The organism is Paenibacillus radicis (ex Gao et al. 2016), assembly GCF_014641555.1.
GTDB lineage: Bacteria > Bacillota > Bacilli > Paenibacillales > Paenibacillaceae > Pristimantibacillus > Pristimantibacillus radicis.
The window spans coordinates 23,289-49,196 of the sequence record NZ_BMHY01000021.1; the positions used below are offsets into that span (position 1 = coordinate 23,289).

The following is a 25,908-nucleotide window of genomic DNA, read 5'->3' on the forward strand; positions in this document are numbered from 1 at the left end:
TCATTAAACGGCGATACGTTTCGTTTTGAAATATAGGTAAGTGTTAAACGCCAGCCGACATTTTGCGGTGCTTCTCGGCACGTTCGCGTTCACTTTTGTTCAAAATCTTTTTACGGAGACGAATCGACTTCGGCGTAATTTCGCAGTACTCGTCATCATTCAAATACTCCAGCGCTTGCTCCAGGGAGAACAGACGCGGCGTTTTCAGCTTAACGGTATCATCTTTACCTGCGGAACGAATGTTGTTCAGTTGTTTCTCTTTACAGATGTTTACGATGATGTCGTTCTCGCGCGTATGCTCGCCAACGATCATACCTTCGTAAATTTCTGTGCCTGGCTCTACGAACTGAATACCACGGTCCTCTACACCCATCATGCCGTAGAAAGTAGAGTTGCCATTCTCGCTCGATACAAGCACGCCTTGGTGACGTCCGCCAACGTTAGTACCAACAAGTGGACCATAGCTGTCAAATGCGCTGTTCATGATGCCATAGCCGCGAGTCATCGTCAAGAACGATGTGCGGTACCCGATCAAGCCGCGTGCCGGCATAACGAATTCCAGACGAACTTGGCCGTTGCCGTTGTTGATCATGTTGACCATTTCGGCTTTGCGTGTGCCAAGGCTCTCCATAACAGCACCCATGCTGTCTTCTGGAACGTCAATCATCAAACGCTCGTACGGCTCGCTTTTCACGCCGTCGATTTCCTTGATGATAACTTCAGGCTTAGATACTTGCAGCTCAAAGCCTTCACGACGCATATTCTCGATCAGAATACTGAGGTGAAGCTCTCCGCGGCCCGATACGACAAAAGCATCCGGGCTGTCCGTTTCATCTACGCGAAGCGCAACGTCCGTTTCCAGCTCTTTAAAGAGACGTTCGCGCAGCTTGCGGGATGTAACCCACTTGCCTTCGCGGCCGGCGAATGGACTGTTGTTGACGAGGAATGTCATTTGCAGTGTCGGCTCATCGATTTTCAGAACTGGCAGCGCTTCTGGATTTGCAAGATCAGCAATCGTCTCGCCGATATTGATCTCGCGAATACCAGCAATTGCAACGATATCGCCAGCGCCAGCTTCTTCGATTTCAACCTTTTTCAAGCCTTGGAAACCAAACAGCTTCTCGATCCGAGCTTGCTTTGTTTTACCTTCACGGTCGATAACGGCTACGGTTTGGCCTTGCTTCACAACGCCGCGGTTAACACGACCTACGGCGATCCGGCCCATATACTCGTTATAATCAAGCAGCGTAACCAAGAATTGGAATGGTGCATTTACTTCTTCAGTTGGAGCAGGAATGTGGCTTGTAATCGTCTCGTACAAAGCCTTCATGTTGGAATCCTGCTGCTCCGGATCAAGACTGGATGTGCCCATCAGCGCGGATGCGTAAACAACCGGGAACTCCAGTTGGTTGTCGTTGGCACCTAGCTCAATGAACAGATCAAGCACTTCGTCGATGACTTCAGAAGGGCGTGCGTTCGGACGGTCGATTTTATTGACGACAACAATCGGCGTTAAGTTGCTCTCAAGTGCTTTGCGCAATACGAATTTCGTTTGTGGCATGCAGCCCTCGAAGGCGTCAACGACGAGCAATACACCGTCAACCATCTTCATAATCCGTTCCACTTCACCGCCGAAATCGGCGTGTCCTGGCGTATCTACGATGTTAATCAAATAATCATTGTACGTAATGGCTGTGTTCTTAGCCAAAATCGTGATGCCGCGTTCCCGTTCCAGGTCATTGGAATCCATTGCGCGCTCTTGCACCGTTTCATGGTCCCGATAGGTACCCGATTGTTGCAACAGTTTGTCGACGAGCGTCGTTTTACCATGGTCAACGTGCGCGATAATCGCGATATTACGTATGTTGTCTCTTGCGTGCATAACTTGTAACCACTCCATTTGTCTAATTTGTTCTTGCTTTCTTTCTACTTGTTACCAACGATTTCGTCTGCCGAACAACATCCAACTTCCCGCACCGATCAGTACGATGGCAATCGCATAAATGCCCCAGCTCCATAGCAGTACCAGTGCTAAAAATACGGCGGAGGAAGCGGCAAGCGCAATAGACGCCGTAAGAATAACCCGTTCTTTCGTAGAGCTGAGCAGATAATATTCGTAGAGGCCGACGGCAATACCAAAGATGAACAGCGGCCACAAATATTTAAGGGAATTCCATCCGAAAATATTGCAAACGATGAACAGCACAGCATAGACGATCAAGATACCTCCCGGTACGAGTACAGCCGCCGGAAACAATCTGCCGAAATAAAAAACATGCAGCAAAATGCCGGGAATGAGAACGAGCAGCGGCCAAAAAATTGCCCCCAAAAAGCTGAATACACCAAGTTTGCCCAGTAAAATAACGACCCCAGCCAGCAAAACTAGAATTCCAGCGGAATATTTGTTATTAGGCATTCGCTTTCCGCTCCTTACAACGTCTATCGCAAACGATGACGAAAGACGACAGTTTTTATCTTTTCTAGTTTAATGGAAGTGCGATGAAAATGCCAGCGGGAACAGAAGGAACCGCATAAAAAAAATACCGTTCACTTGGCGCATTTGTGAACGGCATGTGAATTTTTTCTTTTATCGCCTTCTCATCAGCAGGCCGATTACGATCACTAATGGGATGCAAAACAGCGGTATCGCTTGTGCCGCCGTCGTACTCCCGTGAAAAAGAATGTCTTCCATACCGGGATCATTTACCAGCATACCTCCTGCCGCATAGCCAAGCAAAGCTGATCCGATATAGATCAGTGATGGAACCCGCTGCAGCAGTTTCCCTAATATATGGCTGCCCCAAATGATCATAGGTATGCTTAACGCAATGCCGAGCAAAATAAGTACAGGCTTTCCGTCTGCCACCGCCGCAATAGCTAATACATTATCCAGACTCATGATAAAATCGGCGGCGACAATGGTTTGAATCGCCTGGCTTAGCGATTTCGGCTTCTTCATCGTATGGATTTCGCCGCCGCTGCCAGCGTCAACGAGCAGCTTGACCGCAATATAGAGCAGCAGCACCGCTCCAATTGCCTGCAAATAAGGCGTCTGCAGAAGAGAGATGGCAGCCAGCGTAAGTATGCAGCGTAGCCCTACAGCAGCCAATGCTCCCCACCATACCGCCTTTTTCCGCTGATGAGGGGGCAAATGCTGGCTGGCCATTGCGATGACGACAGCGTTGTCGCCGCTAAGAAGCAAATTGATGAGTACAATTTCAATAAACGTAATGAGATTATCCAACAGTCGATCAACTCCTCCCTTACAACCTGTATGTCCAAGCTGCCGGGAATATGTCCCGCAAAAAAATTTTGAATCCATATGCAAAGTCATCCGTACTATACATTTGACTTCCAGCAGTACATGCATGAGATAGAGAGGAGGGACAAGCAAAATATGGATATATCATCAATGGAGTTTTGGTTGGCTCTGCTCAACATCGTCTTTATCGATCTCATACTAGCGGGCGATAACGCGATTGTTATTGGCATGGCGGCAAGAAATCTGCCGTCGCATCTGCAGAAAAAAGCGGTACTCTGGGGCACGGCCGGGGCGATCGGCATTCGGATCATAGCTACCGTTATCGTCGTGCAGCTGCTCGATTTGCCTTGGCTGCATCTGGTCGGCGGTTTGCTGCTGCTATGGATTGCCTATAAGCTTCTCGTTCAAAACGACAACCATGGCGACATTAAAGCGGGCAATACACTCTGGCAATCAATTCAGACGATTATTATCGCTGACGCGGCTATGGGTATCGACAATGTCATCGCGGTTGCCGGCGCATCGCACGGCAGCATGGTGCTCGTTATATTGGGTCTGTTGATCAGCGTACCTGTCATCGTATGGGGCAGCACATTGTTCATTAAACTCATTAACAAGTACACATGGATTATTTATGTCGGCGGAGGCGTTCTCGCTTATACCGCAGCCAAAATGATCACAGGCGAGAAAGTATTTAGTGCTTTCTTTAAAGAAAATGCCTTCTATTACTGGGGCTTCATCGTTGTGGTCGTTGCCGTTATCATTGCGGCCGGGCTGCTCATGAACCGCCGCAAAAGCATTCAACATCAACAAAGCAGAGAATCCCACTAAGGGGATCTCTGCTCCACAGTGCCGGAGATGGTTCATCTCCGGCATTATTTTATTGTAAATGAAATCTAGAACCAGCGGTCTTCTCCTGCATCTTCCGCTTGAGCCGGAGCATCCGGCGTTAGCGTCATGAGCTCCGTTCCTTCCACTGCTTCAGCAATCAATTGATCCAGCTCTTTGATCGAAGCCTCGGTGTATTCTACAACTTTCAAATTCGGATTTGTGCTTGGCGATTTAGGCAAAAACAAAGTACAGCAATCCTCGTAAGGTAAAATCGATGTCTCAAACGTGCCGATTTTGACCGCTTCGTTAATGATTTCCTGTTTATCCATCATAACAAGCGGCTTGATCAAGGGCAGATCGGTAGCCCGTCCAATGACATTCATGCTGCCCAGCGTCTGGCTTGCAACTTGACCAAGGCTTTCGCCTGTAACGATGCCATTGGCTCCATTCTTGACCGCAAGCTGCTCGGTAATACGCAGCATCGCTCTTCTCATTAAGGTAATGATCAAATTATCCTGCTTGGCCGCGGCAAGTCTGGTCTGGATGTCGGTAAACGGCACCAGATGCAGCTTGAACGGCACACCGGCATAGTAGCTAAGACGGCGAGCCAGATCAATAACTTTTTCTTTCGCCTTCTCGCTCGTGAACGGATAGCTGTGGAAGTGTACGGCTTCAAGCTCCAGCCCTTTGCGCATCGCCATCCAGCCCGCTACCGGGCTGTCGATACCGCCAGAGAGCAAGAGCAGCGCCTTTCCGTTTGAGCCAAACGGAAAACCACCCGCTGCCATTTCGACTTTCACGAAAATGTAGGTCGCTTCCTCTTGAACATCCACCCGAAGCTCCACCTCGGGATTGCGGACATCTACTTTCAATTCCGGCATAGCCGGCAGCACATAAGAGCCTACTAGATGATTCATCTCCTGCGAAGAATGCGGGTAAGCTTTCCAGCCCCGTTTCGCCGCAACTTTGAACGTCTTGGGCGGCGTCTCCAATGATTTCATAAGAAGGAGCGAAGCTTCGCGGATTTTTTCCAAGTCGTTTTCCACGCTGATAACGGGACTAAAAGACGCAATCCCGAAAATGTCTTTAATACGGGCGGCAATCGGCTCATAGCTTTCGCCATTCAAGCTGATCGTCAATCGTCCGTAAGTTTTGAAATATGTTAACGCCTCAAATGGCCGCAGCGCACGCTTCAGTTGCTGAAGCAGCCTTTTTTCGAACTGGGAGCGATTGCGCCCCTTCATAATTAGATCGCCATAGCGAATCAATATTTTATCGTAATTCATGTGATGTCGTCATGCCCCTTTCAAGCGGTTTAAGCTTGTCTACCATCTGCTTGAGCGCTTCGCCAAGTGTCTCCACGTCGCGCTCCGTATGCTCATCCCCAAAGCTGATCCGGATACCTCCGCTTGCCTGCGGCAAGGCGGCCCCCATCGCCAGCAGCACCCGGCTCGGTTTGCTGTCCTTGGAAGAGCAAGCCGACTTGGTGGAGGCGATGATTTGCTGCTCCTCTAATAAATGAACAATAACTTCGGGCTTCATGCCAGGATAGGAAAAATGTACGATATGCGGTGCCATCTCTTCCCGATTTTCGCTGCCGTTCATACGAAGCTCAGGAATAGCATTCACGATCTCCACGAGCTTGCCTCGCAGCTTCTCCATCCGTTCTTTCCTCTGTGATGCCGATTGCATCGACAGACGCAGCGCCTTGGCAGAAGCGACGATGCCGGGTACATTTTGCGTACCGGCACGGAAGCTTCTTTCCTGAGATCCTCCGGTTAGCAGCGGATACAGTTGAATGCCTTCGCGAACATAAAGGATACCTACACCTTTAGGTCCTCTCACTTTATGAGCAGAACCGCTAAGCAGATCAATGCCCCAATCCTTCAATGAGATAGGGAGCTTGCCGATACTCTGTACCGCATCGACATGAAAGATCGTTCGCGGATAGCTCGCTTTGAGCATTCGCCCGATTGCCTCAACCGGCTGCACCGCACCCGTCTCGTTATTGACGTGCATGACACTTACGAGGATCGTCTCGTCGGTCATCGCTTGCCGAAGCTGTTCCACGTCCACATGCCCAGTCCGGCTAACAGGCAAATAGGTAACCTTAAAGCCTTCCCGCTCCAATTGTCTAAACGTATCATATACCGAAGCATGTTCGATTTGTGTCGTAATAAGATGAGTGCCTCTTGTCCGATATTGCTTGGCGACTCCTTTAATCGCTGTATTGTTGCTCTCCGTTCCCCCGGAAGTAAACAGCCACTCCTCCGGCTTAACGCCAAACAGCTCGCCGAGCAAGCCCCTCGAGCGCCCAATAAGCTTATCGGCCTCCGCTCCAGCCCGGTGAATGGAAGACGGATTGGCATAATGAGCTTTCATCACTTCTGCCAAAGTATCGATGACTTCCGGATAAGGAGGCGTTGAAGCGCAATGGTCAAAATATAACATGACGTTCCACACTTCTTTCTTTTATACTTCTAAAAATAAAAAGATCAACGATGGAAAGCCGTTGCGGCTCTCTATCGTGATCCATTATCCGTCCAGCTGAATGAATCTCATTAATAAGTCGCTTGCTGCACCTTCGTTACATAACGCTGCGTTTCTTCCGGCAGCTTGTAGAGGTTTGCAGCCAGCTCCGCATCTGTGGAAATGCCCAGACGGTCAACCCGTCCCGGCCCAGCGTTATATGCGGCAAGCGCTACTTGTTCGTTGCCGTTATATTTGCGCAGCAGATAGGATAAGTATTTGGTGCCGCCTTCGATATTTTGACCAGGGTCGAGCGAATCGGTTACGCCCAGCGAACGTGCCGTCGCATCCATGAGCTGCATAAGCCCTTTCGCTCCTGCAGATGAAACCGCATCGGCTTTAAAACCTGACTCGGTGCGAATGACGCCCCGGATCAATGCAGGATCAACGCCATATTTTGCGGCAGCTGCAGCAATTAAGCCTTCATATTGGCCCGTGCCCGAAGCGGGCTCGGCACTTGCTGATCGAAGCACTGGCGGCAATCCTGCTAATAAAGCGAGCGGATTGGCTGCAAGCTCTGATGCAAGCTCAGGGTCAATGGATGAAGATTGATATTGGGATAAGACCGTCTCGAATAAGGAAGGTGCTCCGCTTTCGTCTTTTGCGTTAAGCGAATTGCCTGCCGACTGCGGATCCAGACTTGGCCTAATTTGCACTTGAATGATTTGTGACATCGTACGCGGATCGATACTCATCTCGTCCTCCTGGCTGCTTGTAATTCAGGTTCTATAGGATGTATCGGTTTTTATTGTACATGTTTTTACAACATCCGGCTAGTCCGCATAAAAAAAGAAACCGTCCATGCAGCGGGTTGGAACCCGGCGGGACGGTCTCATAATAGATTAGATCGATTATTTATACACTTTAACCCGTTCCTCGATTGGTTTAAACTCCTTGTCACCAGGCTGTGCGGTAGGTTTGCCGAAAGGCATTTGGGCGAGAAGCAGCCAAGAATCCGGGACGTTCCACTCTTTTTTCACTTCCGCATCAATCAGCGGGTTGTAGTGCTGGAGCGAAGCTCCGAATCCTTCACTCTCCAGCAGCGTCCATACGACGTGCTGCAGCATGCCGGAAGATTGCATCGACCATTTCGGAAAGTTGTCGGCATAAGAGGCAAATTGCTTCTGCAGCCCTTCAACGACAGCCTGATCTTCAAAAAACAACACGGTACCGCAGCCGTTCTTAAACGAGCCCAGTCTATCTGCCGTCGAGCTGAACTGGTCAGCGGGCACGATGGCGCGCAGCGTTTCGGTTGTAATATCCCACAGCTTGTTGTGGCTCTCCCCTAGCAAAACAAGCACATTGGCGCTTTGCGAGTTGAAGGCTGAAGGGGTATATTTTACCGCATCGCTAATGAGTGCAACAATTTTTTCATCCGGCAGCACCTGTTCTTTGCTGATTCCATAATAAGTGCGTCTTGATTTGACAGCTTCCAAATAAGCATTCGATATTGCATTCGTCATTATGTTGCCTCCCCTGAATAATACGCGAACAGACGCGTTACGCACTTAGAATCTCCAGAAGCTTGAGCGCTATGAATGACGGATTAAGGAAGCTGAGTTGAATCTGGGCTGCCGTTCTGACTCTGATCTTGAGATTGATTTTGGTTCACTTGAAATTGAGCTTGATTCTGCTTCTGTTTCTGCGCCTCCTCTTCCCCCCATTTGCCGTTAATCCAGGAGATCGCAAACGAAATGACACCAAGAAGCAGCAGTACGACAACTTTGTAAAGACTTTCTTTGCCGCTCAAATCCATGAAGATCGCTTTAACAGCTACGAGAAGAAGAACGGCCGAACCGAACCACCGGAACCAGGATTCTCTCCGATACGCTCCCCAGAGGAACAACAGCAGCGCATAAACGCCCCATGTCACCGTCAGAGTAAGCTTCATATAAATGCCGGATGATCCGTTGAAATATTCGGTAAAAATATTTTCGATCTGACGTGTTAACAGACCTCCGATAATGAGATGAGACAATGTGGCATAGATGTTGGACAGCAGCCGGTTTGAACCTGCTTTCAAGCCTGCCATATTCATGCTGGTTGCATAGTAGAAGCCGATCGCCGCAAGCACCATCCAAGCAACAGCGCCCCAGTTCAAGAAAGGAATGTAGACGCCGAACCATTCGCCGCGCGGCGTGCTCCAGGTAACGATATACCAATAGAAGCCTACAATTATCCAGATCGACACAGAAATGATATTGGCTGCGAGCCATTTGTTAATACGTCCGAGCACAAGAAGCACGATACTAATGATGCTCCATACAAAAACGTTAACCAGCGGCTTAATCTCCATGCCATTGCCCGCCTGATTCAAAGCAAGCAGGAAGAGCAGTAACCCTACCGTCCAATAGACGGAAACAGCGGCATCCACTTTTTGTAAAAGACGGTTAACGACGAAGCCTGACAGCATGAAGACCAGACCGATAAAGATGAGCGGATAAGCGAAATGAACATCATTTCTCCAAATCAGCAGCGCCCAAAATCCGAACAGCACGCCGTTTGCGACGCTTAAGTACAGATTAAGGCCGTCAAAGCTGAGTTTGTTTTTCCATGAGGACACGAGAAACGCGATTTGATAGAACAGGAAAGCGGCAAGCGCATAACGGATCGGCATGCTCCAAAATCCGTCCAGTGAAGGATTGAAGTGAAAGAAGTAAACCGTGTACAGCAGCCAGCTGCCGGCAAATGCCGCCGTCCGAAGCTCCGTCCAGCCCTTAACGATACTGAGGTAAAGAAACGCGCAATTGATGACAAGAAGATAGAGAAATAAAGCGAATACTTGGTCGGTTTCCGGCTTCATCGTAAGCGGCGACAGCAAGCCTCCAAGCAGAGCGATGTTCATGAGCAGCCGGGAATCGAAGCGGTATGCATATACGGCTGCAGCAATTGTAATGACCGAAATGCCGAGCAGAACCGTCATTGAATCCCATAACCCGTAGAATATGCCGGAAAACGATACCGTCATATACAACAGCGAAGCGCCAAGGCCCATGACGATTTGGCTGACGATCGGCCGGCGCTGCAGCCGGAAGCCGGCGATGGCTAGACCGGTGCCGAACAGCAGTCCCAGCCCGATTTTCATCGGATCGGTTATCCAGCCTCTATCGATCGTGTACTTAAACAGCGTAATGCATGCGATCAGGACGAACAGTGCGCCTAGCAGTGACGTTCCGTGCTTTTTAATCAACGTTCCATAATTCATTTTTCATTCCTCCAATTTGTTGACCATTCAATTGTTTTCATTAGACCGAGCAATATTAGAATTAACGCGATTACGACGAGCTCCAGCTGCAGTAAATACCACGGCCAGGGGCCAAGTAAATCCAGTAATGAAACCGTATCGGGCTTGCGCGCCAAAAACATAAAGTTTGTAGTGCCCGTTGCTGTATTGACGATAGCAGCCGGAATTGCCAGCAAATGAAGCCACACATAAGCTCTTGCTGCCGATTTGAAACTTGGCCGGTAACGCTCTACGGCTGCCCAGAACAGACATGCCGCAATGATGCCAATATGTGCAATATAAAAATGAAAGTAGCGGAAGTGCGGGAAGCTGTAATCCAGGTTCGGAGTCAGCAACGCTTGCAAAGCGCCCAATATGCCGAGAAAAAATACGACATCTCCTAATTTGGCGTTTCGTTTAACGAGCAGTACTGCCGCTAGTAGCACCATCATGCTGCATAACTGCAGAGGGAGCGCGTGTACGCCCCAATTGCCCGTCAGCACATACCAGCTTTGAAAAGACAGCTCACAGGCTGCAAGCAACGCGGCGAGCGCGTATCGGACGGCTTTGTTGATTCCAGGCTCTCGTAGCGGCTGCCGCAACAGAACGATTGCTGCTGGGACAGCGAGGGTTGCTAGCCATACCATAGTCGATTCCTCGCTTTTCGAATTACTTTGATAGCTTCATTTTTATGGAAAAAGGGCAAAAAAAATAGTACCAACTTTAGTTGGTACCTAGCAGCAGACCATTCTGATCCGTGCGTTGAGTTCTCGATCTTTCGGCCATCCTCCTCGCATTTGAAAACGCGCAGAATTGTGCCAAACTCCCCGTACTCGCATTGCACGAAGGAACAAAATGCAAAAGTACATTTTGTTTTGCCCTATGAGGCCAAAAACAGCCCTCAACATGCAAAAATACATTTGAAAACCTTGAAATCAGGCTTATTGGCGCTATTTAGGTCGATCAACCTGCACTTTTGCATTTTGATGCGATAAATCGCCGGTAATGCGGCTAACAAACTGTATTTTTACATTTTAATTTATTCAAAAGACGCTAGGTAGCCCTAGTCCGCCATAATATTTCGCACACCAAGGGTGAGCGGAGCGTTTTGAGTTCAGGATGATTTTTTGCAGATTCTATTCATTTTTCATCGTGGGAGCGATTGAAGAAATGGAATCAAGAATAGCAGCATGAACCAAAACGCGCAGCGATCCCGGTCTTAATGCACCAAGCGCTACTTTAGCTGTCATCCTCATCACTATTGCGCTTAAACAAACCCATTGCCTTCGCTTCCCGGGCCGCTTCCTTAGAGCCGCTGAACTGCAGCTTCTTCAGCACATTGTTAATGTGGTTTTTAACGGTGCGGACCGAGACGACAAGTTTATCGGCGATCTGTGTCTGCGTATAGCCCTCGTCGATCAGCTCCAGCAGCTGCAGCTCCGCTGGCGTAATGCGGTCGCTCATTTTTTTCGCCTCAAACTCGCGCTCCAGCTTTTTTAACCGGCGGAATTCTTCCCGCATTTGCTCAGCGGCGGCGGCGCTTATCGGCGACTGCCGTTTCGCTGCGCTCCGGATCGCATCCGGCAGCGTTTCGAAATCGGACTTGATCTGATAATCGATCGCTCCCGCTTGAAAAGAACGTAAAATGAGCTCCTTTTCCTCCATCGAAGTCAGCATAATAACACGCGCTCCAGTCGAGAGAGCAACGGCTTCCGCCAATCGAATGCCCTCCGGCTGCCCTTGCAGCATAATGTCCATTAGAACGACATCCGGCGGGGCTGGATCCTCTTCCAATACCTGCTCCACCTCATCCGGCGTGCTTGCTGTAAAAACAAGCGAAAATCCCTGCTGCCCGCCCAAATACGCGGACAATCCTCGCAGCCAATCCTTGTCGTCCTCCACGATCCATATTCGGATCAACTCCATGTCATGCCCGTTATCCATTGGCTTCCCTCCCTTCATTAACCGATATCTCGGCCTGCGGATCTTTTCTCATCGCACGCACCGCGTTTTTTCTAAAGACGAGATTGACAGAAGTCCCCTCGCCCCGCCGGCTGGCGATTTGCAAGGTGCCGCCATGCTTGCGCATAACGTTATAGGCATAGGGCAGCCCTAGGCCAAAGTTGGCACCGTCACCGCTTTTTGTCGTAAAAAACGGCTCCAGCGCCTTTACCGCCTGCGTTTTCCCCATACCCGGACCGGTATCCGCTATCCGAATCCATAGCTCCCGTTTCGTTTCCTTAAGCTGAACGGTAAGCTGACCCTCACCCTTCATTGCTTCCAGCGCGTTGGAGATCAAATTAGACATCGATTCTCCAACCTGCGCAGGATCGATCATCACTCTCCAGTCCGCCTCCGGCAGTTCAAGCCGCAACCTGACGCTGCCAAGCATCGGCTTAAAGGATTGGATTGTCTTTTCGATAAATACGTTAAGATCAACGGCAGCCGTCCGCAGCTGCAAATCTTCCGTCCGCCGGTGAACCCGGCCGATCATTTCTTGAATGTGACGAGACGTATGCAGAACGGTCTCAACGTCGGCCAGCAGCTCCGTTTGACCTGTCTCAATGGCATAGGCTTTCATTTTTTCGCCGAATAGCCTCATCTTACCGACGTCATTTTTGATCGCATGATTGAGGATAGCCGTACCTGATGTAACTGCCCGTAGCGTCGTATCCAGCCTGCGCCGCTCGATCAGAATTCGAACGCCCATAAAGCCGTAAGTAAACATTCCGATCAGGAATACAGCTACGCCGATACTGACGAACCAAGTGTTGTACACCCACATCCGCAGCAGGCCGAAGCTCGGCAGCACGTAGCTCATCGTCATACTGAGCAGCACGGTTGGAAGCACTGCGAGACATACTATGGCATGCTTGCGCGTTTGCGAGGCCAGTCCATTGCGCTTTAACAGTACATTGACCGTCCCGAACAGCATGTATGGGACCGCCCACCAGACGACAATTTTATAGGTAATCGGATATAGCTCGTTATAGCCCGGGGTGAACAGCAGACATAAGGCAATCGGCACAAACAGCAGCAGAGGAAGTGTAAGGCCAAGTCTCGTCAACGGCTTAATCGGACGATAAGCAAGCGAGAACAACAGAAACGTATACGGCAAGCCGTAGTAGGAAGTCAGCGAGGAGGCCGCTTGCATCATATACAGCATTTGTACAGCCGTCTCGCTGGAAGAGGAAACCGCCTCCACATGCGGAATAATCGTACCATCAATAACTGCGGCCAAAGCGCCTGCTCCGCCTGTAAAAGCAACTCCGCTGAGCCGCCGGTTGATCGCCGATCTCGAATCGGATAAAAGCAATATTAATGCAACGCCCCATAGCGCGATCAACACGAAAAGCATCGGTGCAGCTCCTTTTTGTTCATCTAGGTATCTTTAACCATAGCGTTGATCGGATTGGGTCGTCAACCCTATGTGATATCAACTTGGCGAAAAAAAAAACGGACCCGCGGTGTTGTTGCCTTCGCGAGTCCATTTTCCGTCGATGATTTCCTGGGTAATTATTCGGTTATGGTGATCGTAATCGGCGAATACTCTCCAATTACAGTCTGCCCATGAATCGATACGCTGCCCTCCGGCGTCAAATCCTTCTCCGTCATAATGCCCAGCGCGACGGTGAACTGATTGAATTTAACGGGCACGCCTTTCTCTCTGCGGATTTCCCGGCCGTTGACGAAAAATACGATCTCGTCTTGCGCCCGATTATAAGTTATTTTGTACGTATTAAACTCTCTGGCGTTGAAATCTTCCGCCTCCTTAAAAATGCAAAAGAAGCGGGTCTTGTCCGACTCCGGCACGGGAACGCCCGGGAAAGGCAGTACGGCGTAGACACTTGCGTATTTATCATTGCCAGCGAAAAAATCCAGCGCTCCGCCGGTCGTAAAATCGAGTAAATTCAGCGAGACATAGCCGTCATATAGATCTCCAGGCGCCGTATTTTGCGAACGGGCACGAATTTGCAGTTCAAAGCTGATTTCGCCATTCTCCGGCACTTCAACCGGTTTAGCTGAGTAGTACATATGCTTCGCATTATCGAGAATTTGCACTTGATCATGCTTGCGGCTAAGCGGAGCTCTTACATATAAAATGCCGTTTCTTACGATAACGACCGCATCGGGCTCGCGATATTGCCAGAATGAGCCGTCCGGAAGCGGGAAGCCGCCGATCGTCCATACTTTTCCTTCATCTAGTATCGTATCAAAGTCGCCTAACGTCCATTGTTTTGCCATTGCTGATTCCTCTTCTCCTGTTCGTATTATATCAATCCTTGCACAATCAAAACGATAATGAGTATGAGGCCGCAGCGTATTGTCGCCTGTAGAGAAGCCCCCATCAGCGGCAAATAGGCCACAGATTCATTCTTCTCCTTCAGTCTCCCATACACCAGGTAAAGCGGCCATGCCGTCGGCAAAGCGATAATCGCATAGAATGGCAGCGCTCCCGCCAATATGCAAGCGATTAAGGAGAGATAAGCAAGTGCCAGCAGCCAGCGCGAGAATACGAGGGCACGACGCTCGCCCCATACGACGACCAGCGTTTTTTTCCCCGCTTGCTTGTCCGCCTGCCAATGCAGAAAGTGGTGGTTGAATAAAATAAGTGTGGTCAGCAATCCTATTGGCAGGGACAGCATTAGCGCGCGATAGTCCAGCTCGGATACCTGCACATAATAAGCCCCGGCAACGGGTAGAATACCGAACGACAGCAAAATCGCAACCTCGCTGTATCCCTTTCCCCTATAACCGAATTTAATCGGCGGCGCTACATAGAAATATGCCAGTAATGCGCCGAGCACCCCAAATACTAAAACCGTCCAACCGCTTATAAACGATAAGATAATGCCGCACACAGCTGCCAGTGCGAACAGTCCCCACGTAACGGCCGCGAACGTTCGCAATTGCCAGGTTCCCTTCGTCAGAAAACCGGAGTTCGTCGATATCGCGCCTTCTGTTTTATGCGCAGCATCGTCCGTACCGTTGTAGTAATCCCATAAGTCATTAATCATATTCGAGAACAAATGCACCGCTCCCGAGCCAATCAGTGTTAATAGAAGCAGCCACAAGTTCAGCTTGCCATCCCATACAAAAGCTCCCAAAGCGCCAAGCGCAACAGGAATCAGCATGACCGGCAGCACTCGAATGCGGGCGGCTTTCATAAATTGCTTCGCAATGCTCATTTCCATTTTTGCTATCCCCTCTGCTGTCTCATTTTATGAAAGGCAGCGGTTAATCATCATCGTGTCCACTATTAATTGAACCACTCCCCCAGCCGAGCGTCAACAGCAAGAATAGGGCGAATGGTTCAAAAAATGACAAAAAGAACGATTCCCGCAATCACGAAATCGTTCCTCGGTACTACTCTGCATATAAGGCTCGTATATACCCGCAGGCGGGATTGGACTAGAGCCAGTGCTAAAGCTGAACCCGTTTGTTCAACAGTTTGACCATCGTATAAAACATGATAGCAGCAACGACTGCTTGCAGGATTGCTGAGCCCCATAACTGTGCATTCCACAATTGGACTTGATAGCTGATGACATTCGCTGCCGAGTCCGTCTCAGCTACAAAATTGAAACTGCCATCATTATCGAACAGCAAATTATCGATCCACGATACAACCATCTGTATGATGAAGAACGCCGCAATACCGACCCATGGACCCAACTTCTTTATCGAAACAGATTTGGCAAGCGTAATACTGAACTGGATTGCGATCGTCAAGAAAAGCAAAGTCCAAAAGTAGATGATCAAAGCGGCTGCGACATTAGACAACGAATCTACGATAGGATTCAGTACATGGAAGTTTGAACCTGTCACTGCATTATAAAGCTCGCTATATCCATAAAAAACGAAGGGCAAAAGGATAAGCGCTATTGATCCTAACACAAGTGGAGAGGCGATTGTCCACCCGCCCGATACCGGAATGAGACGTCTGCTGTAGGAGGAAAGGTTTGCTGCATACGTTTTACACATGAACACGACAATCATCGAGACAGGTACTATGAAGCCTACAGAACTAAATATATATACGATATTTGCGTTCCAATTCAGCAGGCTATGGCTAAATAAAAGGAACAGCTGCACGATTGCGAAGACGGCTGTAAATGTCGTGAACGCCACATTGTTGCGCTTCCAGTCATACTTCATTATTTTAAGCAGATTGTTCATGATTCCGCATATACCTCCTTGAATTTCTCTTCTACGCTCTTGCCATACTTCATCCGGATTGTTTCGACTTCCTCATGAAGCACGACCGAACCATTGCGAATAAATACGACCTCGTCGAAAATCCGTTCAATATCGCTCACCAGATGCGTAGATACAACCAAACAGCTTTCCTCGCTGTAATATTGCAGGATCGCGTCTAATATTTTATCGCGCGCAACGAGGTCAACGCCTCCAATTGGCTCATCCAGTAAATAAAGCTTGGCGTTGCGGGAGAGCGCGAGTGACAAATGCAGCCGTTCACTCATCCCCTTGGATAATGCACCGACTCTTTCATCTTCATTCACATTCATGAAGCGCAGCATCTCCGTCGCCTTCACTTTATCGAAATCCGAAAAGAAGTCTTGATAAAAAAGTACTGCGTCCTTTACCCGCATCCAGCTTTCTGTCATCGGACGATCCGGCATGAAGGACGTAACCGCCTTTGAAGCCGTTCCTACCGGAATTCCCGTAACGGAGACCGTACCCGACGTTGGCTGGAGCAAACCGGCGGCCATCTTCATAATCGTACTTTTACCGCTGCCATTACTGCCCAGCAAACCTACAACTTTGCCGGCCTGGAGATCAAACGAAACGTTATGCAGGGCATTCCGCGAAGATGTGTAACGCTTCGACACTGACGTTAATTTCAAAATGCTGCTCATCTATCACTCACTACCTTTCTTATCCTTCTCGGACACCGCTTCGGACACAATTGTAATAATATCCTTACTTTCAAAACCAAGCTCTCTCATCCCTATTACGAAGCGATCCAGCAATTCACCCGCCATTTCCTTCTTAATGCTCATAATGGTCGACTCCTCACTTGTCACATATCGGCCTAAGCCGCGTCTTGTTTCGACAATGCCTTCCCGCTCCAATTCTTGAAACGTCCGTTGAATCGTGTTCGGATTAATTTGCAGTTCCGCTGCAAGCTCTCGTACCGAATCGATTTTGTCTCCCGGTTTGAGCTTGCCTACAATAATTTGCCGTTTCATATGATTCATGATTTGCAAATAAATCGGTTGGTTGTTATCGAACTCCATTGTCACAATGGCGATCCTCCTTATAGCAGTTTACGCTGCTGCTGTACTATTGTGTTGGTGTTATAGGTAAATAGTACACTATGTTTTCAGTTGTGTAAAGAGGTATTTGTGGAAAATATTTCTGCCGCCGCGGAATGGTATGTTGTGCGGCTTTTGCGGCGGGCGGGAGTTGTGCTGCAGGGGTTTTAGCGATTGGCGGAGGGGGTGTGTGCACGGGACGCTGATGTGGCCGCTGGCAACACCCGGGCTCTAGCGTTATAGCGAACCTGCTTCGCTTTTTTGCGAAGCTTGCTTCGCTGTTCTGCTCTTTGCGAAGCTGCTCTACACTACAGCGAACCTGCTTCGCTGTGCAGCTTCTCACACACCCTCAGTTTCGCTTTAGCGAAGCAAACTTCGCTACTCGTGAACCTAGGTTCGCCAATTGCGAAATTCGCTTCGCTGTTGGCCTGAGCCGTGCTCCTGCATGACCGTTCAGCGAATTTAGCTTCGCTATATTGCGAACCTGCTTCGCTGTTCGGCTGTCCGCGACGATATCTTATCGCCCCAGCGAACCTACTTCGCTATTTTGCGAAGCCAGCTTCGCTGTGCAGCTTCTCACACACCCTCAGCTTCACTTTAGCGAAACAAACTTCGCTACTCGTGAACCTAGGTTCGCCAATTGCGAAATTCGCTTCGCTGTTGGCCCGAGCTGTGCTCCTGCATGACCATTCAGCGAATTTAGCTTCGCTATATTGCGAACCCGCTTCGCTGGCGGTCTTCTAGCAAGGGTACTACTCGCTATAGCGAACCTGTTTCGCTTTTTTGCGAAGCCAGCTTCGCTGTTCGGCTCCTCGCACACCCTCAGCTTCACTTTAGCGAAGCAAACTTCGCTACTCGTGAACCTAGGTTCGCCAATTGCGAAATTCGCTTCGCTGTTGGCCCGAGCCGTGCTCCTGCATGACCGTTCAGCGAATTTAGCTTCGCTATATTGCGAACCTGCTTCGCTGTTGGTTTCCCTGCAACGTACTACTCGCTATAGCGATCCTGTTTCGCTATTTTGCGAAGCCAGCTTCGCTGTTCGGCTGTCCGCTACGATTAACTGTCGCTATAGCGAACATACTTAACTATTTTACGAAGCCAACTTCGCTATTCGACTGTCTAGCGACGGCGCTCCTCCTACAGCGAACTTGTTTTCGCTAAATTTCAATGAATTAGTTACTTGATCCTTGAGCCGAATACGCAGAATTGCACAACCCCCACCGTAAGCACACTTTACTAATAACTAACCTTCGACTTCTTACGGGTGTTTGATCGAACTGGCCTTAGTCAGTCCCTACTTTGCCAGATGCGGTTACTTAGCATCTGAAGACAGTTAAGCTAGTCTACCTCCAAACCTATTCGTTACTCGGCACTCTAGCTGCATACGCATAATTACCCAACGCCCTGCACTAGCCCACGTCTACATAAACTAACCCCCACCTTTCGTACGAGGCAGCTAACGTTATTTCTTACACGAATAATGAACAACGACTAAACCATCATACGAACACAACGTTCTCACTAACTCATTCAACAAAACAAAAAAGCCTGTGGCACATCCCTATAATCGGGATGAACCACAGGCTTCGGTTTCTTTTTACACTTTAAATACGGCTGCTTTCTCTTTCAGTATACCTGATGATTGCTTGAGCTCGCCAGCAAGGGCGCCCAGTTGGTCGGATACCGAGTTTTGCTGCTCGGAGAGACCACTCATCACGTCCATTTTGCCGTTAACGTCAGAGGACGTTTGCAGCAGCTTGTCGACCGCTGTTACGATGTGGGTCATGCCAGACGTAATTTCCGCAATGGCGGTAGAGATTTCGCCCACCTGCTCAGACAACGCGCTGCTTTGCTGCTCCAGCCCCTTGAACATGTCGCTTGCGGCAATCGACGCATCTTTCGTCGTTGCAATAACTTGCGAGAAGGAACCCAGGCGATCGCTGCTGGATGCAACATCGCTCTGAATGAACTGAAGCTCTTTCGTAATGTTTTTCGAGAACATATCGGTCTGGCCGGACAGCTTGCGAATCTCCTCCGCCACGACAGCAAACCCTCTTCCGTGCTCGCCTGCGCGAGCCGATTCGATCGAGGCATTCAGCGATAGCAGATTCGTTTGCGTATTGAGATCTTGAATGCCGCCCAGAAACTTCGTCACATTGCCGAAGCGCTGCACAATGCGGTTAAAGGAATCATTAACGAGCTCGAATTGCTCGACCGTCTGGTTAACCATCTCAACGACGCCTTCCATATCCTGCGCGCCTTCTTGGGAAGCCTGACGCATTTGACGCATATCGCTATTGATATAATCACTGGATGCGGCAATTTCCTCAGAGCTAGCCGAGATTTGTTCGGTAACAGCAGAAATGGAAGATGCATCGTCATATTGCGACAACAAGGTAACCGTTCCTACCTTAATTTGATCGCGAACCTGCTCGGAGGCTGTACGGTTACGGTCAACCATCTCACCCATCGAATTGGACATGCTGAGCACCGTTCCGCTTACTTCAAGCGTAGATTTGATCGTATCGCGCAAACGATGGCCCATTTCGGACAACATCCGGTCGATATCCCCGAACTCATCATACCGGTCCACTTTCAGATCGTATGTAAAATCGCTGTTTTTATAGGCATCAATCCGGCCCATAATGCCTTTTAACCCTTTTTTGATGCTTTGGCTAAGCGAATAGGACATCAAAAATGGCAGTATGGCCAACAGCAGAACGTTAATGATAATAAACGTATTCGCAGCATCTACGCTTCTTGCGAGCTGCTTCTCATTGGATGCTTGGTCAACATTCATTCGCGCCTCGACAGCTTCATTCGCATAGCTCAAAGTAATCGTGTAGACGCTGATTAATTCCCGGATACGCAGCGACTTCATATCGCTCCGCAGCTCCGCGTTGTCCATAGCAAATCCGCTCAAGCTATTGTAAGCCATTTGGAAAACCTTCACTTGATTGCTGTACTCCAGATCGCCTTCTTGCGCTGGATATTTTTTATCCATCTTTTCGAAGCTTTTCGTCAAGCTCGCAAGCATATCAGGAATCGGCTTCATCGATTTTTCGATTACTTCCGATTCATCTTCCCCGTTCTCAATCGAATTGATCATTAGAAGCATCGTACGCAGCATTGTATCTGACAATGCTTTGTACTCCCGTTCGGTATCACCAAATTCGTTGGAGCTGTCAATCGCTTTCGATACAGATAAATTTTGCGTGTAAATCAATACCCCTGCCGCCACGTTGAAAATAGTAATCAGCGACGTAATTAGCAGAAGCTTAGACGTGATTTTCTGCTTTTTCACGAACATGGCCGCCTGATTCGGCCACTTTTTCCATAGAGCCATCTGTCCTTTATCTCCTTTTCCTATCCCCGAAAAAGTGCAAAGCTATCCGACCACAGATGGTCGGATAGCCTGATTTCAGCGCATTTCCCTTGATCTGGTGGTCTGGCAGCCATAGTTTTGTAACCTTAGGCCCATAACTTTGCGTCCTTGTTTTTCAACAAGTTTGCCCTTTTCAGTTCATTTTCTATTTTTCGACCACTTTCGACACCCTTCTAGTTTAGGACATTTTTGCCAGTTTGTCTAACAAAATATATTCATATTTTTACCGATTGGACGCATCTTTACCGGTTGTTTATAATGGACACAAATAAGAAATATGCAGAGCCTGAGGGCATAAGGAGAATGGTCATGGACTTCCGTTTGGATTTGATAGAAAACAAAGTAGAGTTTTTCGAGGCTTACGACCTACGTACGCTGGAAAAGCATATCGACCGGCAGATCGAGAATAATAAAGGGCTTATGCTGGATGTGCATGCTGTGCAGCATCATTCCGCGTTCAATCCGAACACGGGTAAAATGCACTATAGTGCAGTAGTTCATTTCAAAGTAAAGAAGCAATAAAAAAAAATTTATAAATTTCTTAAAAAACAGTTGCATTATCTTTTTAGTTTATGGCATAATACATTTTGTGCCTGAGAGATTTTATGCCGGTGTAGCTCAGTTGGTAGAGCAACTGACTTGTAATCAGTAGGTCGTGGGTTCGACTCCTATCGCCGGCACCATCACAGGACGGGATGTAGCTCAGCTTGGTAGAGCACCTGGTTTGGGACCAGGGGGTCGCATGTTCAAATCGTGTCATCCCGACCATTAATTAGACATTCCAGAAGCTTGATTCTATCAAGCTTCTTTTTTATTTCTTCCTATTAAATATAAAACCCGCAGACCGGCTGATCCGGGCTGCGGGTTTCTCGCGTAATTTTCGCATCATCCAATTATTCTGTTGAAGAAAGCGCCCGCTTGGCGAGGTTCGACAAAGCCACATCATCCATAGGCGGATTGTGCAGCCCGGCTCTCACATCCCGGTAATACCGCTCCAACGGAAGATTGCGGGACAGGCCGGCGCCTCCTACAACCCGCATGGCCAGATCGACTATGCGAAGCGCCCCATTCGTTGCCACGTATTTGGCAAGACCCAGATCGGCACGCAACTCGGCTCTTCCTGCAGGATCGCGGTCCCAGCGGTCCGCCAAGCTGTACAAGAGCGTCCGAGCTGTAATAAGCTCAGCTTCCAGCTCGCCAAGCTGCCGCTGAATATTCGGCAAATCTGCAATCGGACCATTCAGACTGTTAGGCCGGTAATCTTTTGCGAAGCGCAGCGCGAAATCGCGCGCGGCATGCGCGATTCCGATATAACAGGCCGGTATATGAAGCATCGCTCCCCCATGATCGGAATCCGCCGGCGTCTTGGGACGCAGGGCCGCACCCGCAATCGATTCACCATCTGGAACAAACACATCCTTGAATACCAGATCATGACTGCCCGTCGCTCTCATGCCCATCGTGTTCCAGGTTTCATCAACTTCAACGCCTTCCCCGATACGGACAAAAAACTCACCAACACGGTCCTCCGACTCCACCGAGGCCGAGACCATGCAATGCGTAGCGACTGGACTAAGCGTACTGAACGTCTTCCGGCCATTGATCAGCCAGCCGCCTTCGGTACGCACAGCCGTCGTCTCCGGTTTGCCTCCGCGGCTGGGACTCCCGGTCGCCCGTTCGCTGGCATAGCTGTTGAAAATAGCGCCGCGCTCTACAATCTCTTGACTTAATGCCGCGTAGAGCGAGTCCGGCCAAGCCTGCGATATTCGAAGCTGCATGACTAGCGCAACATGCCAGCCGACAGCAAGCGCCGTTGAGCCGTCTCCGCGCGCCAAATGCTCCTGCGCCAGCACCAATTCATACAGCGAAGCCTCTTCCCCTCCATTAGCCTGTGGAACAGTCAACGCCAAATAACCGCTTTCCCGCAAATCTTTAAAATTTTCAACCGGAAAACTGCCATCAAGATCATGCCGGGGAGCCCGGCCAGCGAACAATTCCGCCAATCTATCCGACCTTGCAGCGATGACCGCCTCCCGTTCATTTCGTATAAATGGATCTTGCTTGGAAAACTCGGACATCAGCTCTTCAACTCCCTCATTCTGATTCGAATGTATAACTACACTATTATTCATAGTATATCGATATATTTAGTATAATAAAAGCGGCTCTACAATGATTTGCATCCTTTAATGAAACTTTCCGGCGCATGCAGCGTCTAGTCCATTATGAAAAAGAAACCAGCCTTATATAAAATCATTACTATTGCTTTCCTCATTGCCGTTCTAACAATAGGCTATGCAGCCTATGACATTTGGTCATTCAGCAAACCCCGCGAGCCTATGGCCGCAGACGCGGTTATCGTGCTGGGGGCAGCTGTCTGGGACGGCAAACCTTCCCCCGTGCTGCGGGGAAGAATCGACTATGGCATTTGGCTTTACGAGCAGGGTTATGTGCAGAAAATTATTTTCACCGGCGGAATGGGACACGGCGGCCAATGGACAGAAGCGATTGTATCCCGTGACTATGCCTTGGAACAAGGTGTGAATCCGGGGGCCATTCTCGTTGAGACGGAATCGACGATTACTGAGGAAAATTTACGCTTTGCAGGAGAACTGGCGAAAGAACATCAGCTTCATACCTTTGCGATCGTCAGCGATCCCCTTCATATGAAACGGGCGCTTACCATTGCAAAAAAGCTCGGGATGGACGCCTATGCCGCACCCACCCCAAGCTCTGCCTACAAAAGCCTGCAAACGAAGCTTCCCTTTCTGTTTCGGGAGCTGTTCTATTATATAGGCTATAAGGTTACGTCGCCGTTTCGCAGCTGACAGCGGACTGGCCTCTGAAATTATTTCAGAGCCAGCCGGCCTGCCTCGCAAAACTGCTTCAGCGCTTGCTCGACAATGGCTCTCGGGGCAGCCAGGTTCATACGCAGCCAGCCTGCTCCCTCTGTGCCAAATGCCGATCCTAGGCTGAACGCTACTTTTGCCTCCTCAACCATCCATTTCTTCAGCTTGCCTGACTCAATCCCTAACCCGCGACAATCCACCCACAGCAAGTAAGTTCCTTCCGGCCTGAGCGGCTTCACTTCCGGCAAATGCTCCGACAAGTAATCGACGGCGAAATCGAGATTGCCCTTCACGTAGTCCAATAAGCCGTCCAGCCACTCTTCTCCTTCCGTATAAGCCGCGACGATAGCTGCCTCTGCAAAATGATGCGGATAATTAAGACCAAGCACCTGCAGCCGTTTATCGAAGCGCTGCTTCAGCTCTTTGTTAGCTGTAATAAAGTAAGAAGTTTGAATACCCGGCAAATTGAACGTTTTCGTAGCAGCCGTGCACGTTATCGTCCGATCGCTAAGTTCAGCTGAGAGCGAGGCGAACGGAGTATGCTTATGCCCAGGGAACGTCAAGTCGCAATGAATCTCGTCGGCAATGACCGTCACTCCGTATTGCAGGCACAATGCGCCAAGCGCTCGAAGCTCTTCTTCCGTCCATACTCGGCCGCCTGGATTATGCGGGCTGCATAGAATCATCAGCTTTGCACCGTTCTGGAACAACGTCTCCAAGTGCGGAAGATCCATCTCAAAGCGTTCATTCCGGATGACGAGCGGATTTTTCGCCACAATGCGGCCGTTGTCCTCAATAACCTCGTAAAAAGGAGGATATACTGGCGTTTGAATAACGACGGAATCGCCCGGCGAGCTCAATAGCTCTACAGCAATACTGATCGAAGTGACGACCGTAGGCGAATTGCCGATCCACTTCGGATCAATACTCCAGCCATGGCGCCGGCTATACCAGCTTGTGATTGCCCCATAGTATTCGTCTGAAAAGAACGTATAGCCGTAAATCCCCATCTCGGCGCGTTCGGTTACCGCTTTGCGCACAGCTGGCGGGCATCCGAAATCCATATCAGCCACCCATAACGCCAATAGCTCCGAGCTGCCAAACAGCTTTTTCATATCATCCCATTTATAAGATCTCGTATTCTTTCTATTAAACAATTGATCAAATGGATTAGTCATCGTCATCGTTGTCTTATGCCTCTTTTCAAGTCTGCGTTTCTATCCATCATACCAAATCGACATTTTGATTGGAACCGACAGATTGGCTTTTCCAGAAAGAGATGCTTACCCGAAACGAGTCCTAAATATAAAAAGCGATCCTTTCGTCTGCTCTATAGACGGAGGGATCGCTTTTTATATTTAGGATTAAGAATAAAAACCAGGAACGGGAGCTTGGTCGTTTAAAAACCAGTTTCCGACGGTTCGCAGCTTGAACTCCGCCGGATTATGCAAGGAATGCGTACGGACATTGCGCCAGAAACGGTCATAGCCATATCGGGAAGCTGTTGCCCTTGCACCCATCACTTCAAAAATCCGGCTCGTCACTTCAAGCGCCATCCGGCTGGCCTGAACGTTGGCTGCTGCCACAATAACCGCACACTCCCCCCGCTCGGCTTCGGTCAAAGCAACGTCTCGGGCCCATATGATATCGAGCTCGCGATCCGATTTCTCTACCAGACTGAGTGCCGATTGATAGGCCATCCATAATTCACCGTAACGGCTTATTGTGGACGGTTCCGCAGACGCGTCGTCAAGGCCCGATGTGTACCACGGCCTCGATTTTGTCTTCGTATAGCTCTTCGCCTCATCCAGTGCGCCCGCTGCGCTGCCGATAAAGATGCTGGCCAATATGCTCTGGGACAGCTGCGGAATGAGCGTAGAAAATACGGTTTGCCCTGCATAAGGGGTTTCCAGTATTTCATCCGGCTCCACCCGCACCGACTCAAAGGAGACTTTGCCGCTGCCTGTTTGCCGCTGGCCCATATTGTCCCAATCGTCATGAACCGTCACTCCAGGACGGGAGGTGGGGATAATACCTTCGTAGTAGTCCCCTGATGAGCTATCATTCCATGAAATGGCGAGCAGATCTGAGTCCGGCGACCCGGAGCTGAATGATTTGCTGCCGTTCACAAGGATAGCGCCGTCCTCCAGACGTGTGCCGATAATCGATTTCTCAAGCGGATTGGAGGAATTGCCCCAGAAGTAATTGTGCTTGGCTGTCGTTTCATAGAAGTACGCCTTTTGCAACTCGCTGCCAGCCAAATGGGGGGCTACGAGGCAAAGGAAATGATAGCCGTACACATGTGCCAAGGCTGCATCGGTTCGGGCGAATTCACGCACAACCCATAACACGTCCGACCATTGTCCGCCGTCCCCGCCATACTCTAGAGGAATGAGCAGCTTTAGAAGGCCGCTGTCGCGAATCCAGTCGCGCTGCTCCTTGGGCGTGCCGCCCTCCTTGTCACGCTGAGCGGCATCCTCGCCAAACCGCTTCGCCAATTCCGCAGCTAAGCTCTTATATTGCTGCTGTTGCACCGCCGTTGCTGCCAT

Annotated in this window: 23 protein-coding genes, 2 tRNA genes and 1 riboswitch; of the genes, 5 read left to right on the forward strand and 20 right to left on the reverse strand. The window is 49.5% G+C overall.

Features of this window, described 5'->3' with window-relative positions:
• Positions 1–43 precede the first annotated feature (43 nt).
• The 3 genes from typA to IEX98_RS27340 form a co-directional block, all read right to left on the reverse strand.
• On the reverse strand, positions 44–1,882 hold the full coding sequence (typA, locus tag IEX98_RS27330) for a translational GTPase TypA (RefSeq protein ID WP_188892864.1): 1,839 nt from the start codon (positions 1,880–1,882) through the stop codon (positions 44–46).
• A gap of 51 nt (positions 1,883–1,933) precedes the next feature.
• Positions 1,934–2,416 (reverse strand): hypothetical protein, encoded by a 483-nt coding sequence (locus IEX98_RS27335; protein ID WP_042159762.1) that lies wholly within the window; start codon positions 2,414–2,416, stop codon positions 1,934–1,936.
• A 171-nt stretch (positions 2,417–2,587) separates the two neighbouring features.
• Positions 2,588–3,244, reverse strand: a complete 657-nt coding sequence (locus IEX98_RS27340) for a TerC family protein (RefSeq protein WP_188892865.1) — start codon at positions 3,242–3,244, stop codon at positions 2,588–2,590.
• 153 nt (positions 3,245–3,397) lie between these two features.
• Between IEX98_RS27340 and IEX98_RS27345 the strand changes: the two genes are divergently transcribed.
• The gene (locus IEX98_RS27345; RefSeq protein WP_188892866.1) at positions 3,398–4,093 is read left to right on the forward strand and encodes a TerC family protein; all 696 of its coding nucleotides are present in this window, start codon (positions 3,398–3,400) and stop codon (positions 4,091–4,093) included.
• A 65-nt stretch (positions 4,094–4,158) separates the two neighbouring features.
• On the opposite strand, the gene thiI is transcribed toward IEX98_RS27345, so the two are convergent.
• The 14 genes from thiI to IEX98_RS27415 all read right to left on the reverse strand — a co-directional run bounded on the left by thiI (position 4,159) and on the right by IEX98_RS27415 (position 20,471).
• The gene (gene thiI, locus IEX98_RS27350) at positions 4,159–5,379 is read right to left on the reverse strand and encodes a tRNA uracil 4-sulfurtransferase ThiI (protein ID WP_188892867.1); all 1,221 of its coding nucleotides are present in this window, start codon (positions 5,377–5,379) and stop codon (positions 4,159–4,161) included.
• Positions 5,366–6,544: a cysteine desulfurase family protein gene (locus tag IEX98_RS27355; protein ID WP_188892868.1), complete on the reverse strand. Its 1,179-nt coding sequence runs from the start codon at positions 6,542–6,544 to the stop codon at positions 5,366–5,368. The genes thiI and IEX98_RS27355 overlap by 14 nt, the downstream gene beginning before the upstream one ends.
• 110 nt (positions 6,545–6,654) lie before the next feature.
• A complete protein-coding gene (locus tag IEX98_RS27360; RefSeq protein WP_188892869.1) occupies positions 6,655–7,317 on the reverse strand; it encodes a lytic transglycosylase domain-containing protein in 663 nt (220 codons plus the stop codon).
• 156 nt (positions 7,318–7,473) lie between these two features.
• Positions 7,474–8,073 (reverse strand): nitroreductase family protein, encoded by a 600-nt coding sequence (locus IEX98_RS27365; protein WP_188892900.1) that lies wholly within the window; start codon positions 8,071–8,073, stop codon positions 7,474–7,476.
• A 95-nt stretch (positions 8,074–8,168) separates the two neighbouring features.
• Entirely contained in the window at positions 8,169–9,827 is a 1,659-nt protein-coding gene (locus IEX98_RS27370; RefSeq protein WP_188892870.1) for a DUF2339 domain-containing protein, read from the reverse strand.
• The gene (locus tag IEX98_RS27375; protein WP_188892871.1) at positions 9,824–10,492 is read right to left on the reverse strand and encodes a YwaF family protein; all 669 of its coding nucleotides are present in this window, start codon (positions 10,490–10,492) and stop codon (positions 9,824–9,826) included. Before IEX98_RS27375 ends, IEX98_RS27370 begins: the two co-directional genes overlap by 4 nt.
• Positions 10,493–11,084: 592 nt before the next feature.
• On the reverse strand, positions 11,085–11,789 hold the full coding sequence (locus IEX98_RS27380; RefSeq protein WP_229692425.1) for a response regulator transcription factor: 705 nt from the start codon (positions 11,787–11,789) through the stop codon (positions 11,085–11,087).
• The gene (locus IEX98_RS27385) at positions 11,782–13,203 is read right to left on the reverse strand and encodes a sensor histidine kinase (RefSeq protein ID WP_188892872.1); all 1,422 of its coding nucleotides are present in this window, start codon (positions 13,201–13,203) and stop codon (positions 11,782–11,784) included. The genes IEX98_RS27380 and IEX98_RS27385 overlap by 8 nt, the downstream gene beginning before the upstream one ends.
• Before the next feature lie 158 nt (positions 13,204–13,361).
• The gene (locus IEX98_RS27390) at positions 13,362–14,090 is read right to left on the reverse strand and encodes a DUF6081 family protein (RefSeq protein ID WP_188892873.1); all 729 of its coding nucleotides are present in this window, start codon (positions 14,088–14,090) and stop codon (positions 13,362–13,364) included.
• Between the two features lie 26 nt (positions 14,091–14,116).
• Positions 14,117–15,034 carry a prenyltransferase gene (locus IEX98_RS27395; RefSeq protein ID WP_188892902.1) on the reverse strand — a complete coding sequence of 306 codons (918 nt, stop codon included), beginning with the start codon at positions 15,032–15,034 and terminating at the stop codon, positions 14,117–14,119.
• Between the two features lie 235 nt (positions 15,035–15,269).
• Complete coding sequence (locus IEX98_RS27400) at positions 15,270–16,025, reverse strand: hypothetical protein (protein WP_188892874.1); 756 nt, start codon at positions 16,023–16,025, stop codon at positions 15,270–15,272.
• The gene (locus IEX98_RS27405) at positions 16,022–16,726 is read right to left on the reverse strand and encodes an ABC transporter ATP-binding protein (protein WP_188892875.1); all 705 of its coding nucleotides are present in this window, start codon (positions 16,724–16,726) and stop codon (positions 16,022–16,024) included. The genes IEX98_RS27400 and IEX98_RS27405 overlap by 4 nt, the downstream gene beginning before the upstream one ends.
• Positions 16,727–16,729: 3 nt before the next feature.
• On the reverse strand, positions 16,730–17,113 hold the full coding sequence (locus IEX98_RS27410) for a GntR family transcriptional regulator (RefSeq protein WP_188892876.1): 384 nt from the start codon (positions 17,111–17,113) through the stop codon (positions 16,730–16,732).
• Positions 17,114–18,722: 1,609 nt separating this feature from the next.
• A complete protein-coding gene (locus tag IEX98_RS27415; RefSeq protein WP_188892877.1) occupies positions 18,723–20,471 on the reverse strand; it encodes a methyl-accepting chemotaxis protein in 1,749 nt (582 codons plus the stop codon).
• Between the two features lie 93 nt (positions 20,472–20,564).
• A riboswitch (cyclic di-GMP riboswitch) is annotated at positions 20,565–20,649 on the reverse strand.
• Between the two features lie 170 nt (positions 20,650–20,819).
• On the opposite strand from IEX98_RS27415, the gene IEX98_RS27420 reads away from it, so the two are divergent.
• From IEX98_RS27420 to IEX98_RS27430, 3 genes are all read left to right on the forward strand, one after another.
• Entirely contained in the window at positions 20,820–21,032 is a 213-nt protein-coding gene (locus IEX98_RS27420; protein WP_188892878.1) for a YrzA family protein, read from the forward strand.
• A gap of 85 nt (positions 21,033–21,117) precedes the next feature.
• A tRNA-Thr gene (locus IEX98_RS27425) sits at positions 21,118–21,193 on the forward strand.
• A gap of 8 nt (positions 21,194–21,201) precedes the next feature.
• A tRNA-Pro gene (locus IEX98_RS27430) sits at positions 21,202–21,278 on the forward strand.
• 125 nt (positions 21,279–21,403) lie between these two features.
• Here IEX98_RS27430 and IEX98_RS27435 read toward each other — a convergent pair.
• Complete coding sequence (locus IEX98_RS27435; protein ID WP_188892879.1) at positions 21,404–22,588, reverse strand: acyl-CoA dehydrogenase family protein; 1,185 nt, start codon at positions 22,586–22,588, stop codon at positions 21,404–21,406.
• 147 nt (positions 22,589–22,735) lie between these two features.
• Between IEX98_RS27435 and IEX98_RS27440 the strand changes: the two genes are divergently transcribed.
• Positions 22,736–23,338, forward strand: a complete 603-nt coding sequence (locus IEX98_RS27440; protein ID WP_188892880.1) for a YdcF family protein — start codon at positions 22,736–22,738, stop codon at positions 23,336–23,338.
• Positions 23,339–23,358: 20 nt separating this feature from the next.
• Here IEX98_RS27440 and IEX98_RS27445 read toward each other — a convergent pair whose 3' ends face one another.
• Positions 23,359–24,543, reverse strand: a complete 1,185-nt coding sequence (locus IEX98_RS27445; RefSeq protein WP_308421835.1) for a MalY/PatB family protein — start codon at positions 24,541–24,543, stop codon at positions 23,359–23,361.
• Between the two features lie 180 nt (positions 24,544–24,723).
• Positions 24,724–25,908 (reverse strand): acyl-CoA dehydrogenase family protein, encoded by a 1,185-nt coding sequence (locus IEX98_RS27450; protein ID WP_188892881.1) that lies wholly within the window; start codon positions 25,906–25,908, stop codon positions 24,724–24,726.

Excerpts from the sequence above, each read along its gene's own strand:
- IEX98_RS27375 (WP_188892871.1), bottom strand. The coding sequence starts at position 10,492 with ATGGTATGGCTAGCAACCCTCGCTGTCCCAGCAGCAATCGTTCTGTTG.
- typA (WP_188892864.1), bottom strand. The coding sequence starts at position 1,882 with ATGCACGCAAGAGACAACATACGTAATATCGCGATTATCGCGCACGTT.
- IEX98_RS27385 (WP_188892872.1), bottom strand. The coding sequence starts at position 13,203 with ATGCTTTTCGTGTTGATCGCGCTATGGGGCGTTGCATTAATATTGCTT.
- IEX98_RS27440 (WP_188892880.1), top strand. The coding sequence starts at position 22,736 with ATGAAAAAGAAACCAGCCTTATATAAAATCATTACTATTGCTTTCCTC.
- IEX98_RS27405 (WP_188892875.1), bottom strand. The coding sequence starts at position 16,726 with ATGAGCAGCATTTTGAAATTAACGTCAGTGTCGAAGCGTTACACATCT.
- IEX98_RS27335 (WP_042159762.1), bottom strand. The coding sequence starts at position 2,416 with ATGCCTAATAACAAATATTCCGCTGGAATTCTAGTTTTGCTGGCTGGG.
- IEX98_RS27355 (WP_188892868.1), bottom strand. The coding sequence starts at position 6,544 with ATGTTATATTTTGACCATTGCGCTTCAACGCCTCCTTATCCGGAAGTC.
- IEX98_RS27395 (WP_188892902.1), bottom strand. The coding sequence starts at position 15,034 with ATGAGCATTGCGAAGCAATTTATGAAAGCCGCCCGCATTCGAGTGCTG.
- IEX98_RS27345 (WP_188892866.1), top strand. The coding sequence starts at position 3,398 with ATGGATATATCATCAATGGAGTTTTGGTTGGCTCTGCTCAACATCGTC.
- IEX98_RS27380 (WP_229692425.1), bottom strand. The coding sequence starts at position 11,789 with ATGGATAACGGGCATGACATGGAGTTGATCCGAATATGGATCGTGGAG.
- IEX98_RS27360 (WP_188892869.1), bottom strand. The coding sequence starts at position 7,317 with ATGAGTATCGATCCGCGTACGATGTCACAAATCATTCAAGTGCAAATT.
- IEX98_RS27450 (WP_188892881.1), bottom strand. The coding sequence starts at position 25,908 with ATGGCAGCAACGGCGGTGCAACAGCAGCAATATAAGAGCTTAGCTGCG.
- IEX98_RS27415 (WP_188892877.1), bottom strand. The coding sequence starts at position 20,471 with ATGGCTCTATGGAAAAAGTGGCCGAATCAGGCGGCCATGTTCGTGAAA.
- IEX98_RS27445 (WP_308421835.1), bottom strand. The coding sequence starts at position 24,543 with ATGACGATGACTAATCCATTTGATCAATTGTTTAATAGAAAGAATACG.
- thiI (WP_188892867.1), bottom strand. The coding sequence starts at position 5,379 with ATGAATTACGATAAAATATTGATTCGCTATGGCGATCTAATTATGAAG.
- IEX98_RS27370 (WP_188892870.1), bottom strand. The coding sequence starts at position 9,827 with ATGAATTATGGAACGTTGATTAAAAAGCACGGAACGTCACTGCTAGGC.
- IEX98_RS27420 (WP_188892878.1), top strand. The coding sequence starts at position 20,820 with ATGGACTTCCGTTTGGATTTGATAGAAAACAAAGTAGAGTTTTTCGAG.
- IEX98_RS27390 (WP_188892873.1), bottom strand. The coding sequence starts at position 14,090 with ATGGCAAAACAATGGACGTTAGGCGACTTTGATACGATACTAGATGAA.
- IEX98_RS27400 (WP_188892874.1), bottom strand. The coding sequence starts at position 16,025 with ATGAACAATCTGCTTAAAATAATGAAGTATGACTGGAAGCGCAACAAT.
- IEX98_RS27435 (WP_188892879.1), bottom strand. The coding sequence starts at position 22,588 with ATGTCCGAGTTTTCCAAGCAAGATCCATTTATACGAAATGAACGGGAG.